13 protein-coding genes are annotated in these 13,918 nt (G+C 36.4%); 7 read left to right on the top strand and 6 right to left on the bottom strand.

Annotated features, from left to right (window positions below; genetic code table 11):
* Positions 1–25 precede the first annotated feature (25 nt).
* Together BM260_RS05530 and BM260_RS05525 are read right to left on the bottom strand one after the other, a co-directional pair.
* Entirely contained in the window at positions 26–946 is a 921-nt protein-coding gene (locus BM260_RS05530; protein ID WP_093535919.1) for an iron-hydroxamate ABC transporter substrate-binding protein, read from the bottom strand.
* A gap of 4 nt (positions 947–950) precedes the next feature.
* Complete coding sequence (locus BM260_RS05525; RefSeq protein WP_093535917.1) at positions 951–1,742, bottom strand: ABC transporter ATP-binding protein; 792 nt, start codon at positions 1,740–1,742, stop codon at positions 951–953.
* Positions 1,743–1,868: 126 nt separating this feature from the next.
* Here BM260_RS05525 and BM260_RS05520 point away from each other — a divergent pair, with 126 nt between their 5' ends.
* Entirely contained in the window at positions 1,869–2,909 is a 1,041-nt protein-coding gene (locus BM260_RS05520) for an NAD(P)/FAD-dependent oxidoreductase (RefSeq protein ID WP_093535915.1), read from the top strand.
* A gap of 201 nt (positions 2,910–3,110) precedes the next feature.
* Here BM260_RS05520 and BM260_RS05515 read toward each other — a convergent pair whose 3' ends face one another.
* Complete coding sequence (locus BM260_RS05515; RefSeq protein WP_093535913.1) at positions 3,111–4,133, bottom strand: DUF2804 domain-containing protein; 1,023 nt, start codon at positions 4,131–4,133, stop codon at positions 3,111–3,113.
* A 113-nt stretch (positions 4,134–4,246) separates the two neighbouring features.
* Between BM260_RS05515 and BM260_RS05510 the strand changes: the two genes are divergently transcribed.
* The gene (locus BM260_RS05510; protein ID WP_093535911.1) at positions 4,247–4,735 is read left to right on the top strand and encodes an amidase domain-containing protein; all 489 of its coding nucleotides are present in this window, start codon (positions 4,247–4,249) and stop codon (positions 4,733–4,735) included.
* Between the two features lie 100 nt (positions 4,736–4,835).
* Here BM260_RS05510 and BM260_RS05505 read toward each other — a convergent pair whose 3' ends face one another.
* Both BM260_RS05505 and BM260_RS05500 read right to left on the bottom strand, forming a co-directional pair.
* Positions 4,836–5,684, bottom strand: a complete 849-nt coding sequence (locus tag BM260_RS05505; protein ID WP_175496209.1) for a DegV family protein — start codon at positions 5,682–5,684, stop codon at positions 4,836–4,838.
* Between the two features lie 105 nt (positions 5,685–5,789).
* Positions 5,790–6,362, bottom strand: a complete 573-nt coding sequence (locus tag BM260_RS05500; RefSeq protein WP_093535909.1) for a glycerol-3-phosphate acyltransferase — start codon at positions 6,360–6,362, stop codon at positions 5,790–5,792.
* Positions 6,363–6,412: 50 nt separating this feature from the next.
* Here BM260_RS05500 and BM260_RS05495 point away from each other — a divergent pair, with 50 nt between their 5' ends.
* Positions 6,413–8,230, top strand: coding sequence for a sensor domain-containing diguanylate cyclase (locus BM260_RS05495; protein ID WP_093535907.1), 1,818 nt, complete (start codon positions 6,413–6,415; stop codon positions 8,228–8,230).
* Between the two features lie 61 nt (positions 8,231–8,291).
* Entirely contained in the window at positions 8,292–8,867 is a 576-nt protein-coding gene (locus tag BM260_RS05490) for a nitroreductase family protein (protein ID WP_093535905.1), read from the top strand.
* 191 nt (positions 8,868–9,058) lie between these two features.
* On the opposite strand, the gene BM260_RS05485 is transcribed toward BM260_RS05490, so the two are convergent.
* Positions 9,059–10,456 carry a dipeptidase gene (locus BM260_RS05485; protein WP_093535903.1) on the bottom strand — a complete coding sequence of 466 codons (1,398 nt, stop codon included), beginning with the start codon at positions 10,454–10,456 and terminating at the stop codon, positions 9,059–9,061.
* A gap of 173 nt (positions 10,457–10,629) precedes the next feature.
* On the opposite strand from BM260_RS05485, the gene BM260_RS05480 reads away from it, so the two are divergent.
* From BM260_RS05480 to BM260_RS05470, 3 genes are all read left to right on the top strand, one after another.
* Entirely contained in the window at positions 10,630–11,901 is a 1,272-nt protein-coding gene (locus tag BM260_RS05480) for a hemolysin family protein (RefSeq protein WP_322788064.1), read from the top strand.
* Positions 11,902–12,009: 108 nt separating this feature from the next.
* Positions 12,010–12,468, top strand: coding sequence for a DIP1984 family protein (locus BM260_RS05475; protein ID WP_093535901.1), 459 nt, complete (start codon positions 12,010–12,012; stop codon positions 12,466–12,468).
* Between the two features lie 484 nt (positions 12,469–12,952).
* Positions 12,953–13,501: an RNA polymerase sigma factor gene (locus tag BM260_RS05470; protein ID WP_093535899.1), complete on the top strand. Its 549-nt coding sequence runs from the start codon at positions 12,953–12,955 to the stop codon at positions 13,499–13,501.
* Positions 13,502–13,918: the final 417 nt, after the last annotated feature.

The raw sequence follows: 13,918 nt of genomic DNA, 5'->3' as shown, positions 1-13,918 counted from the left end.
TCCCAATAGAATTCCTCCACTATTATTACTTATTGTTTAAGAAACTTTCTTTAAAGAACTCCAATTGATAGTCTAATGATATAGGATCATTAAAGTAAAATTCTTCTGCATTTGCTTCAAATAGTTGGTCGTTTTTAACAGCAGGGATATTTTTAAAAACATCTGTTTCTTGGAACGAGTTATCTTGATCTGCGACTTTACTTAAAATCACATAGTCTCCCGAATATTCAGGGAGAACTTCTAAAGATAATGCATAATATCCAGCCTCTAAAGCCATTTCTTTTACTTTGTCAGGCATTTTTAGACCCATTGCTTGATAAAGAACTTCCGTTCCGCGACCCCAATTATCGCCGAAGACATATAATTGTTTGTCAAAGTTTTCGAAAACTGAAACAGTAGCATTTTCTCCAATTACTGCTTTAATTTCTTCTCCAGCTACTGCCGAACGTTCTTTGAAATCATCAATCCATGTTTGTGCTTCTTGTTCTTTATTCAGTAGTTTTCCTATTTCTAAATGCTGCGTCAAATAATCTACTTTTCCATAAGTGAATGTGACTGTCGGTGCAATTTCTTTAATTTTATCTAAGTTTTGAGTAGTAGAGGATCCGATGATTAAATCTGGGTCTAATTCAATAATTTTTTCTAAGTTTTCTTCTGATACTTCCTCCACATCTGCTAGGTATGCATCGTATCCAGGATTAGATTTTGACCATGAATCAACTCCCACTAAATTTACATCTAGTGCAGCTACGTTTCCTGCATAAGTTGAAAGAACGACAACTCGTTTAGGATCTGCTGGAACTTCTACCGGTCCAGTTTCCGATTCATATGTAATAGTAGTGGCTTCTTCTTTCTTCTCAGGACCTTTAGTATCTGTCGTTTCACTGTTGCAAGCACCGAGGATAAGTACTAATAAGATAGTAAATGGCAATAATAATTTATTCATTTGTCTATTCTCCCTTTAGTAAATCGTATGTAATACACATTGGTTTGTTTGTTCTTGGGTCTATTCCAATTTCGGCGTCTATATTAAAGACACCACGTAAAACTTCTTTTGTAATTACTTCTTCACATGGACCAGCCTTCACAATTTGTCCGTCCTTTAAAGCAACGATATAGTCTGCGAAGCGGGCTGCTTGGTTTAGATCGTGTAATACCATTACAATAGTACGTTTTTCTTCTTTGTTTAGGCGTTGCAAAAGCTCAAGAACTTCCAATTGATGCGCCATATCTAGGTAAGTTGTAGGCTCATCAAGAAAAATAATCTCCGTCTCTTGTGCAAGAGCCATCGCTATCCATACGCGTTGACGTTGACCGCCAGAAAGAGAATCGACTGGTAAATACTTAAAAGTACTTGTGTTTGTAACTTTCATTGCCCAATCTATTACTTCATAATCCTTTTGAGAAAGCCGACCAAAACCTGTTTGATATGGGAAGCGTCCGTAAGAAACTAATTCACCTACTGTTAGACCGCTAGCACTTTCTGGAGTCTGAGGTAAAATTGCCATCTTTTTGGCAAGAACCTTCGTGTTTTCTTTGGATACATTTTTACCATCTAATACGACCGTACCAGACTGATGAGAAATGATACGTGTAATAGCTTTAAGCAGGGTGGACTTCCCGCATCCGTTAGGTCCAATTATTGTAGTTATTTTCTGATTTGGAATTTGTACAGATAAATCTTTTACGATCAGTTGCTCACCGTAGCCAATGGATAAATCGTCCGTATATAAACGAACCATTTTAAATACCTCCAAACTAATTCTTGCTAAATTTACTGATAACGATTATCATTATCATATTAGCAACTATATTTAATTATTCAACTTATGTCAACAAATAATTTTTAGGGGTAGGAGACTAAAAAAATGCATAATGTATTTGATGTGACGGTTATTGGTGGAGGTCCAGCGGGGTTGTATTCTGCTTTTTATAGTGGTTTAAGAGAAATGAAAGTGAAAATTATAGAGTTCCAACCTCAATTAGGTGGAAAGTTGCATGTATATCCGGAGAAAATGATTTGGGACGTAGGTGGCCAGACGCCAATTTCCGGTGAACGATTAATCGAACAATTAGTTCAACAAGGACTAACGTTCGACCCAGAAGTTGTAGTGAATGAGAAAGTAGAGTCCATTACTCGCCGAGAAGACGGTATTTTTGTTTTGCACGCCGCTTCAGGAGTGGAACATTTTTCGAAAACTATCATCATTGCAGTAGGAAGTGGGATTTTGAAGCCTACCAAACTAGAAATTGAAGGGGCCGAGCGGTTCGAGGTCAGCAACTTAAACTACACAGTCAAATCAATTCAACGTTTTAAAGATAAGACAGTCATTATCTCAGGTGGAGGAAACGCAGCAATTGATTGGGCAAATGAATTGGAGCCTATTGCCAAAAAAGTATATGTGACTTATCGTAAAGATTCGTTAAATGGTCATGAAGCACAGGTAACTCAGTTGCTAGAAAGCTCTGTGACCTGCTTCTTCAATACGAAGATTACTAAGCTATTCGCTAATGCAAATCATGACATGATAGAACGAGTTGCAGTTCTTAACAATGAGACAGGCGAGGTTATTCAAGTAGAAGTCGATGAGGTTATTATTAATCATGGCTATGATCAGGATGCAGAACTTCTGAAAAAGAGTAAAATATCCATTGATATTGCAGATGATTTCTATGTGAAAGGTACTAGTAGAGGGGAATCATCTGTCGCTGGGATTTATGCAGCAGGGGATATCATCCAATATCCAGGCAAAGTAAATCTAATAGCCGGGACATTCCAAGATGCAGCCAATGCAGTGAATCAGGCAAAGCAATATATCCAACCAGATGCTAACAAATTTGCAATGGTCTCCTCACACAATGAAGTATTTAAAGAACGAAATAAAAAGTTAGTGAAGCAACTCGTATAACATGAGCGCATAATGTTCTCCTACCTAAAAAAGTTGTCTCTAAGTAACCAATACTTACTTGAGACAACTTTTTTTTATGCAGAAAACGTACTAGCGAAAACCTTACAATTCCAACTGAAATGCAAAAACTCCAACTAGCAAAGGTGTACTAAAGGGAAAAGAGGATCGTGACATTAGTCGCAATCCTCTTTTTCTTGCCACTCACCATTTAGCTTGATGTTCTTCGATGCATCCGAGTAATTGTTTTACTTCAAGAGTTGGTCCATTTTCTAATTGAATTCTACCATTGAAATAACCCATCATTTGATTTACTTCGGAGTATATAAATTTCATATCCGTTTTAGCAATCCGGTGGAAAAAGGGAGTGAATGTCATATTCACATCTTCAGAGAATTTTGTATGGACTTTCCATGGTTTCATAAAGTCTTTTGTATCGTATGTAAAAAGTAAGTCTTCATGAATTTTGGTCATTTTCCCATCTATGAAAATCGCGTTTTCCGTCATACCTGTACCATCTGTCCATTTGCCTCCAAAATTTAAACCAATTCTTTTGGAGCCAACTCGTTGAGAAGCAAATCCCCAGTTCCAAATAGCAGCTCTTGGCCAAACTCCTCTACCATAGTCAAGAACAGCAAAATTGTCCTCTGGCTGGAATGTGAAGCGGGAATCTCCAATCTTTACAAAACCGGTCGTCGGTAGAGTATGGTGCTTCCCAGTAAATTGAAATTGTTGGCGATTCCAAGGAATAACAACATTTAACGAATCATCTTCAATTGGATGAGATATATGTAAATCTGCATGTAATAAGTCTCCATCAAAATCAGGAATTGTTACGGTCATATGCGTTTCGTTTTGTATATACATTAGTTGGATAGACATTTCTTTGGAATGAAGTTGAATACTTTCTAATATATTTGTTGGCATTTTTAGTTTATTTCCCAGGGGAATCGTAACTGTCTTTTCAACATAACGTTGTGTTTCATAATTAAGGAAATAGACAAAGCAAACTGCTGCGTAATCTAGGTGACTAATCGTCGCAGAAAAAAGAATATCGTCCCCAAAAACACACCAATAATTCCATTTCTTCTTGCGCATATAATGACCTTTCAAGTTGCTTTCAATTAGAGGCTTCTTTGCATATCCAATTGCCTTGGGGTTCAAATTACCTTTTTTATCGCAAAGTAGAGTGGGCTCTGAAATTTCTTTTTCTGCATGCTGTTTCACGGACCATCTTCCTTTCTAAAAGTAATTTGTCGAAAAAATTAATTAGTTCATTTATTCCATACTAGCATATATTTCCTGTTTAATCATATAAACAAAATAGAGGAGGATGAAAATTGGCGACATACAATCGTGAGGCTGCAGTAGCCTATGCACAGAAATGGTGGAACAGTAATAATCCAAGGTTTCCAATGTTCGATGTGGACTGCACTAATTATATTTCACAATGCCTGTTTGCAGGAGGGGCTCCAATGAGAGGGCAACCCAACAGGGAGAGAGGGTGGTGGTTGAGCAGTGAAACATGGAGTTTGAGTTGGAGCACTCCGCATTCATTGCGTTGGTACTTAGCAGGCTCTACAAAGGGTTTGCAAGCAACACAAGTAAATTCGCCTGATCAGTTACTCCCAGGGGATCTTATTTTTTATGATTTCCAAGGCGATGGCAGATATGATCACTCGACCATAGTAACAAGTGTTCAAAATGGTGTTCCTTACGTTAATGCCCATACAAATAATAGCCGCAATAGATACTGGAACTACGAGGATTCTTATGCACATACACCGAGGACGAAGTATATATTTTTCCATATAAAAGATAAGTTTTAATGCGAAAACTTTCGGTAAAAATAATATAATAATTGTCAAAAGACTTCCGAAAAATAGATATTCGGAAGTCTTTTAATATGAGCTATATCTTGTTTAGTTCCTACAAATACCATAGTAACGCAACTGTATCCTCTCCAGCATGTACTGCTAGGGATGTACTAATCTCACCAATTGTAAACTGTAAATGTGGTGCTTGTTGTAAAATGGCTTCTTTTAAATCATTTGCTTGCTGCTCGGCATTCGCGTGCATTATATATACATGTTGTAAACCATCATTTACCGAGGCTTCAACTGCCTTATTGATGAGATACTGGATTGCTTTTTTATGAGAACGTACCTTATCTAATTCCTTAAGCTCTCCTTGTGGAGTAATTTGAATAACAGGTTTTATTTTAAGGAGGCTTCCTAAATAGAATTGTACACTACTTAGCCTTCCACCTTTATATAGTTGAGTTAAATTTCCTATTAGAATATAGTTGCGAAACTTCGATACCATTCCTCTTAATGCTGCTGCAATTTCCTGGTATGATTGACCTGCTTCTTGTAATTGCAGACCTCTTTCAACTAATCCTGTAATCCCAGCAGATAAGGAAAGGGAGTCAATAAATTCAACTTGAACTTGTGCGATACCAGCTCCACTAATAGAGGAAGAAAGTGTTCCGCTAAGACTTTTAGAGACATGAATTGCTATGATAGAATTATATTCTTTCCCTAATTTTTCATACAACAGAGCAAATTCACCTGCGGAAGGTTGAGAAGTTTTAATAGACGCTGTTCCATTTCGTATACGATCGTATAGTTGTTCGTGTGTAAGATCTACACCATCTACAAACTGCTCTAATCCAAAATGAATGTTGATAGGGATTACGTATACATCGGGGTGGTCTTTTAGTGTGTTGCTCAAGTACGCACTACTATCGATTAACCACGCGATTTTATTCATAGTCATTTTGAACATCCTATCTTGTTTAGTATTTAAATAATAGTAATTATATCATACGAATACAGATTTTATAATTGTATAATCAAGGAAAATACTATGATAGTAATAGTATTATGCTTTCTTATTCCACCATCTTTCCTCCCAAGATTCTACAATGTCGAAGCGGTGACGAATGAGAATAATGATAATGGCAATAGAAACCGGCCAAAGAAAATAAAATGCAGGAATTATCCATATTAAAATAGCATATGCACTAAATGCAACAGTCATACTAAGGGTTGCACTTCTGAATAGCATTATTAAAGCGAGAAAACAAAGGACTAACATCCCAAACAATTGTGGTTGTATAATCATGGAGACACCGATGAACGTGGCAATCCCTTTACCCCCACGCCCTTTTAACCAAAAAGGGAATAGATGTCCTAAAATTACTGCTAGGCCGCCAGCGGCTATATATTCCAGTGGATACTGAAGATAAAAACCGATATAAATAATAAGGACACCTTTTAAAAAGTCACCCAAGAAGGTAAGGAAAAATGCAGATTTACCAAGCACAGCACCCGCATTTCTTGCGCCAAGATTTCCACTTCTTTGTTTACTTAAATCGACTTTTTTCCATTTGCCAATCCACCATGCTGAAAGAAAATTACCGACTATATAACTTAATAACCAATATAAGAGCATATTGTCACCTCAATATATATTCTATTTGTTAGTAAAGGGGGGAATACTTTTTGAAGCTTAAATTATATTTGTTATGTATTCCGTTATTATTTTTACTTGCATCTTGTACGAACTCCGAAAATAATTTACCTAAAGCAAAAGATGGAGTTCTAGTTTTATCTAACGATAATTTCTCAGCTAACAACAAAATACCTCTCAATGGAGAATGGGAGTTTTTTTGGGAAGAGTTACTGAATGAAAGCGATATAAAAGAACGTACGAAAAAAATGAATCCACCTAACATAAATGTACCATCTTACTGGGAGGATTCGGTTTATACAGCACATGGTTATGGTACATATTATTTGAAAGTGATTTTACCAGTAGACAAAGTAGGGAATACTTTAGCGATTACTACCGTCAATCAGGGAACCTCTTATACGCTCACTGTAGATGGAGAGCGAATAGCAGCTAATGGGTATGCTGGAAATAGTAAAGAAACAAGTATTCCGGAATATTCCGATCGTTTAGTTTATTTTACACCAAGGGATAGGGAAATAAATATCGTATTACATGTTTCTAATTTTACACACAAATTTGGTGGAGCATTTAACCCAGTTTATATAGGGACACCTGAGAAAGTAATGTATAGTCACAATATTCAACTTGCAACCTCCATGTTTATAATTGGAGGTATTCTAATAATGGGCGTTTATGAAATATTTATTTACTTGTTCAGAAGAAAGGAGAAGGTCTTCCTTTATTTTGGGTTGATAAATATTGTGATCGCCATATACTCGCTCTTTAAAATGCCATACTATTACAACAAGATATTTACAGAGGTTCCATGGATCTGGGGACATCGTATAGAGATAATTTCAATTTATTTATTGTTTTTACTTTACTTACTGTTAGGAAAGTCCATGTATCCAAAAGAAATGAAGAAGACGCCAGTACTAATTGGCGTAATTATTTCGTTAGTATGCATAGTTCTCACTTTAGTGTCGCAGCCAAGTTTTTATAGTTCTTTATTAGAATATGTTTTTATCATTTTGGGAATATATATGATTTATAATCTATACGTTGTTCTACTAGCCTATAGGAGGAAGCGACCAACTGCACTCGTTAATTTAATAGCAATCATGGTATTCTTTGCATCAGTTGTAAATGATGTATTCGCATCTTTGAACTTTATCGAATCTCTTCCGTTTGTGACTATTGGATTCTTTTTTTATGTATTAATACAGTCGATCAATTTAAGTCGTGAATTTGCGCTAAAATTAAATGAAGCGGAGGAACTTTCTTTTGATTTGAAAAAATTGAACTTATCATTAGATGAAAAGATAAAAGACAGAACGGAAGAGCTCAATCAAAAAAATGAAGAACTAGAGCGATTGACTTTACTAGATGGTTTGACTGGTATATATAATCGGAGGTACTTTGAAGAACATTTGACTATCTATTTCGAGGAAGCACGATTGTCTACCAAGCTATTAGCTGTTTTAATGATTGATGTGGATAACTTTAAATTGTATAACGATCAAAAAGGACATGTTGCAGGGGACCATTTGTTGATTAATCTTGCTCAACTTTTGAACGATCTCTGTATACCAAATAGTTTTGTTGCTAGATACGGAGGGGAGGAGTTTTCTATTGTTCTAATGGATTACTCTGTTCAAGAGATCATCCAGTTTGCAGAAAATGTTCGTCTGGCAGTGGAGGAAGAAAAGTATGAGCAAAGTTCTAACTCGACCTATATCACAATTAGTATTGGGGTATCCTCTACAGAAAATCATTCGTTTGTTCATAAAGAAGAGCTTGTAAAAAGAGCAGATCAGGCTTTATACGCTTCTAAGTCGAACGGAAAAAATCAAGTCACTTTCTTATAAATGATTAAATTGGTATGATGGAGAAAATAACTATTAGTGAAAAGGGAGAATGGAATAGTAAATGGTGCAATCACTGACAGTACGAGATGCGATAATTCAAAGAAGATCTATAAAATTATTTAATGGACAGCCTGTAGATAGAGAAATGTTGTTATCTATTTTAGATGATGCTGTTTGGGCGCCCAACCATCAATTGAGACAGCCATGGAGATTTATCGTGGCATGTGGGAAAGAATTAGAAGATTTATATACTGTACTTAAGGAATTTGCAATTCCAAAATGGAATGAGCTTTCTGAAGAAGACTTAGAAAAGCAAATGAAGAAATTTACTACTCCTGGAGGTTACGTCTTTGTTGTAGTTCCTGAGGATGCTCGTCAAAAAGAACGTTTAGAGGATTATGCAGCAGCAAGCATGCTTGTACAAAACATCCAATTACTAGCTTGGGATCATGGTATTGGATCTTGTTGGAAAACGCCAGGATATTTAGATAATCCATTGTTCCGAAAAACACTTGGAATTCAACCTGGGGAACGTATTATTAGTATGCTACAAGTCGGATACTTTGATGAAATGCCAAAACCAAGAGATCGCAAGGGCGTGGAAGATCTAGTAACGATTTTTGAGAAAAAAGAATAACTAAAAGTAAAGCGGGTGAGAGGCATAGGTCTCTCACTCGCTTTTTTTAGATATTTAGTGCATAAAAATTTACCGTGCTTACTGAGTTCAATGAACTTAGCTTACGGGAGTTAAAACTAACTCTAGCTGTATCCATAACACCCTCTTATATAAAAAAACACATGGATTAGAAGATCCATGTGTTCTCATAGTTATTTTTTTAAATCTTCTTTTGAAAGCTCAGCTAACTCGAAATAATAATCACCAATTACACGAAGCCCTTGGTCGAAATTTTCTAAATGGAAATGCTCGTTAGGTGCATGGAAGTTTTCTGAAGATAATCCGAAGCCCATTAATACGACTGGAAGTCCAAGAATTTCATCAAATGCAGCTACAATCGGAATAGATCCTCCGCCACGAGTATATGCTGTAGGAACGTTATACACTTTTTCATAACTACGCCCAGCAGCTTGAATAGCAGGGTGGTCGAAAGGAGTGATGAACGGCTTACCTTTATCGAATTCTGTAAGGGTAACAGCAACTCCAACTGGCTTGTTTTTTTCAATATGTGCTCTTAATTTAGCAACAATTTCATCTGGATCTTGATCAGGGACTAGGCGGCAAGTTATTTTTGCCCCAGCTTCACTTGGAAGCACTGTTTTAATACCTTCACCCGAGAAACCTCCGAAGACACCGTTAATCTCTAAAGTAGGTCGTGCCCACACTCGTTCTAAATGAGTGAAGCCTTTTTCACCGAATAATTCATCGACACCAACTTCGGCCTTCAAATCATCTTCATTGAAGCCAAGGGAAGCATAAGCTTCTCTTTCTTCATCAGCTAAAGGACGAACATTGTCATAGAAACCTTCTACTTCAATGGTTCCTTCTGCATCACGGAAAGATTCCAAGATAGAAACTAGTGCGTGGATGGAGTTTTGAACACCGCCACCATAGAGACCAGAGTGAAGATCGCCTTTTGCACCTTTGACATCAATTTGAACACCACATAATCCACGTAACCCATAGCACACTGCCGGTTGACCAGGTCCTTGCATACCCGTATCAGATATGACAATAACGTCTGCTGAAAGTTTTGCTTTATTATTTTCAATATATTCTTCCAGATTAGGGCTACCAACCTCTTCTTCACCTTCTATTAAAAACTTAACATTTACTGGTAAGGATTTATTTGTTTGAAGAAGTGCTTCAATAGCTTTTACATGCATAAATACTTGTCCTTTATCATCACTTGACCCACGAGCATATAATTTATTGGCTCTCACTTGTGGTTCAAATGGTTCGCTATCCCATAAGTGAAGTGGATCTACTGGTTGAACATCATAATGTCCGTATATAAGCATAGTAGGTTTACCTTCTGCATGTAACCAATCAGCATAGACGACGGGATGGCCACTAGTTTTATCGACTACCACATTGTCTAAACCTGCTTTAGTTAGAGAATCCGCAAGCCACTCGGCACCTTTTTGCATATCAGCTTTATGTTCAGATAAAGAAGAAATACTTGGAATACGTAAAAATTGTTTCAATTCTTCTAAATGTTCTTCTCTTTTCTCTGTGAAATAATGGTCTAATGTAGTTAGTTGACTCATTACAATCCCTCTTTTCAAAAAGTTTCGTGAATAGAAATAGTATAGCATAATTTATCATTATACTCGGTATAATTAGTCATGATCGATATTAGTTTTGTGACAACTAAAATCACAATATGATATAGTAGTAAGAAACATATGAACGTATTTAATACTCACAGGAGGCAACAATTTTGTACATAGAATTTGTACTTTTTGCTATTTCAATACTTGTATCGCTTTTTCTATCAGGTAGTGAAACGGCGTTAATGACAGTTAATAGGACGAAGGTCCAGCTAAGAGCAGAACAAGGAGACAAAGAATCGGAGAAACTACTTGCACTGCTATCAAAGCCGGACCGTATGATCATTACTATCTTAGTAGGGAATACAATAGCCAATATAAGTATGGCTGTCATTTTAATATTAATCGCAGAACACTTTGCATGGCATATTGGCTGGTCAATCACGATATTAACCGTCTTTATTATTTTATTTTGTGAAGTACTTCCTAAAACAATTGCCGCAACATTTTCGGATCGGGTTGTATATGTGGTGTCACCACTGATACGTTTCCTTGTTATCCTTTTGCGTCCAATTACCGCGTTTATAGCTGAAATAACGAATCTATTTATTCGCATTGGTTCAAAAGGAGCAATAACAGAGACGACAATTACGAAAGAAGAGTTACTGTCGATGGTTGATCTTGCTTCAACCGACGGAACTTTTGAAGACGACGAATCAGAACGTATTAAAGGAATGCTGGATTTTCCAAATAAGGACGTTTCTGATGTTTTATCTACTCATAGAACAGAAGTAGTTGGTATTCCTATGGAAGCTACATATGAAGATGTTCGAGATACCATCTTGGAGCACCATTATACTAGGTATCCTGTGTATGACGATAGCTTAGATACTATTGTTGGTATGTTTTACTCAAAAAAGTTTATCGAATGGTCTATGGATACTTCTGTAGGGATTGATACATTTATCGATAAAGATCCATTATTTGTCGTACAAACTTTAAGTGTGGAGAAAGTATTTAAATTGATGCTGACTCGCAAAAAACATATGGCTGTTGTTTTAGATGAATATGGCGGAACACTTGGTATCGTCACGCATGAAGATTTAATAGAAGAAATGATAGGGCAAGAAATTGAAGATGAAACAGATAATGACGAAGAAATTCTTGTGCATGAGATGACAGAAAGCCGTTTAGTCTGTGCAGGTAGAATGGAAATTGAAGAAGTCAATTCGCTATTCAACATTTCAATTGTGAATGAAAACGAAACGATAGGTGGCTTTGTCTTAGATCAGTTAGGGCATGTGCCAGAAGAGAATGAACAATTCGCCTATGAAAATCTAATGGTCGAGATCAATGAAATGGATCGTAGTCGCATAGTTAAATTGACTATTACAAAAAGAGAAGAAGTAACTGAACCGGAGACCGAAAAACAAGAGGATTAATCGCCTCTTGTTTTTTTTGGCGTTAAATAGCAAAGGTATTTTTTTCATGAAAAAGAGGACTTACCCTATTGAAAAGCGAATAGCTTTATTATATAGGGGGAGATAAGCATGAAATTAGGAGAAGCTCTAATAGTCCGATCAGATTACCAAAAGCGGATTGAACAGTTGAGAAATAGATTACTTCAAAATGCTAAAATACAAGAAGGGGAAACCCCGAACGAGGATCCTTATGAATTAACAAAAGAACTGAATCAAATATTTAGTAACTTAAAACAGCTTATAAAAAATATAAATCGGACCAATTTACTGACTACTTTTGGTGAGCAACAATCTCTTGCCGATGCCTTAACGGAACGAGACTTACTTGGTCAAGAAAGGAAGATATATAGTGCTTTACTGGATGTTGCTGCCATGCAACACGAAAGATACTCTAGAACCGAGATTAAATCTATCACAACAATTAATGTAAAAGATACGCAGAAATATGTGGATGAACTATCCCGAAAACATCGAATGTTGGATACTAAAATACAAGAAATTAATTGGCTTACTAATGTAATCGAATAGTCGAAAGTTGGTAGCGAAATGTGAAGGCGAGTACAAACCTTCCGACAGGTCAAGTCGGACTTACCGGCAGAGGTTTCGGGGTAACCTCGAGGTTCAACTCCTCATAATACAAGTTACACCCAGTACTGTCACACAAGTACAAGTTATCTAGAACAATTAACTACCGCGTACTGATTTTCATTTCGTGAGGGTGGATAAGGGGAACTTTTATAAGTAATGACTTTCATATGGCTCTTTGACTGCAGTTGAACTAGAGGAACTCTAGTTTTTCTACAGTCTTTTTCTGAGTTAACTAGTATTGGTTGAAGACGATTATGTAAAAAAGAGTGGAACAAAAGTAGAGTAGGGCCATGGATAGTTATTATCCTCCTAAATTTTGGCTTACACCTTTGTAATTCTTCTGAAAGAGAATACGATGGAGGGTAAGGTTAAAGTTTGGCATTATAGAGTTAACAAGAAAGAAAAGCCGAGCGGAGGAAATAACATGCAGGTTCAATTAGAAGAAATTTACGAGCAATATAACCGTTACATATATTATTTATCATTGAAATTAACAAAAAATCAAACAGAAGCAGAAGACTTAATGCAAGAAGTTTGGGTAAAAGTCGTAAGATACGAATCTTATATGAAAGAAGTAGATCATGTCAAAGCATGGTTAACTACCATTTGTATGAATACATTTCGTGATCGCTATCGCAAACAAGTTAGACGTAGTAAATATGTAGCCAATCAGCCAGAACAATTGGATATTTCATTGCTGGACTTAATAGCAGCGGATGTTCTATCCGTTGAAGAGCAATTAGAAAAAGAAGATGTTGGTGAAATGATTCGTTCTAAAGTAAGCGAATTGGATAGCATCTATCAAAAAACAGTTATGTATTTCTATGTACATCAATTTTCATTAATCGAAATTGCTGAAGTAATGAAAGTGTCCATTGGCACAGTAAAATCTAGACTATTCCGTGCTAAACAGCGTTTAAAGGAACTAATCATGAATGATGAATTTGCAAAAGATTCATTAGTACTTGCGTAGAAAGTAAGAGCCTTCCACTTTAGAAGGCTCAGACTGTAGACAAACTTAATTTTAGATGTATAGAGTTGAATATTAAACTTGGCAATGCCCACCACTTCGCTTTCCGTGGGCTTGGCTTCAGCCTCCTCGTCACTACGTTCCTGCGGGGTCTTCAGCTCAAGCTATTCCCACAGGAGTCTTCGTGGTGGACCTTGCCTTATAAACAGTTCCAATAGAGTATTCAATATCTTACTTTTAATAAGATGAATAAAACCCTTATGAATATTTATTACTATTCATATCCATTTATAAAAATACCTTTGTCGTCAAACTGAGCCTTCCACTTTGGAAGGCTTTTTTTAAACAATGTGCATAGGCTAAACATATTTTTTAGAATGAATAATACTACTGATTTTCGTTCAACGCCTTTCATGTTTC

It is taken from the genome of Psychrobacillus psychrotolerans (genome assembly GCF_900115805.1).
In the GTDB taxonomy this organism is placed as follows: Bacteria; Bacillota; Bacilli; order Bacillales_A; family Planococcaceae; genus Psychrobacillus; species Psychrobacillus psychrotolerans.
Note: the sequence above shows the minus strand (reverse complement) of the source record. Positions and strands in the feature narration are given on the sequence as shown.

Bases quoted from the DNA above. Each gene is read 5' to 3' on its own strand.
- BM260_RS05530 (WP_093535919.1), bottom strand. From the start codon at position 946: ATGAATAAATTATTATTGCCATTTACTATCTTATTAGTACTTATCCTC.
- BM260_RS05525 (WP_093535917.1), bottom strand. From the start codon at position 1,742: ATGGTTCGTTTATATACGGACGATTTATCCATTGGCTACGGTGAGCAA.
- BM260_RS05520 (WP_093535915.1), top strand. From the start codon at position 1,869: ATGCATAATGTATTTGATGTGACGGTTATTGGTGGAGGTCCAGCGGGG.
- BM260_RS05505 (WP_175496209.1), bottom strand. From the start codon at position 5,684: ATGACTATGAATAAAATCGCGTGGTTAATCGATAGTAGTGCGTACTTG.
- BM260_RS05500 (WP_093535909.1), bottom strand. From the start codon at position 6,362: ATGCTCTTATATTGGTTATTAAGTTATATAGTCGGTAATTTTCTTTCA.
- BM260_RS05490 (WP_093535905.1), top strand. From the start codon at position 8,292: ATGGTGCAATCACTGACAGTACGAGATGCGATAATTCAAAGAAGATCT.
- BM260_RS05485 (WP_093535903.1), bottom strand. From the start codon at position 10,456: ATGAGTCAACTAACTACATTAGACCATTATTTCACAGAGAAAAGAGAA.
- BM260_RS05475 (WP_093535901.1), top strand. From the start codon at position 12,010: ATGAAATTAGGAGAAGCTCTAATAGTCCGATCAGATTACCAAAAGCGG.
- BM260_RS05470 (WP_093535899.1), top strand. From the start codon at position 12,953: ATGCAGGTTCAATTAGAAGAAATTTACGAGCAATATAACCGTTACATA.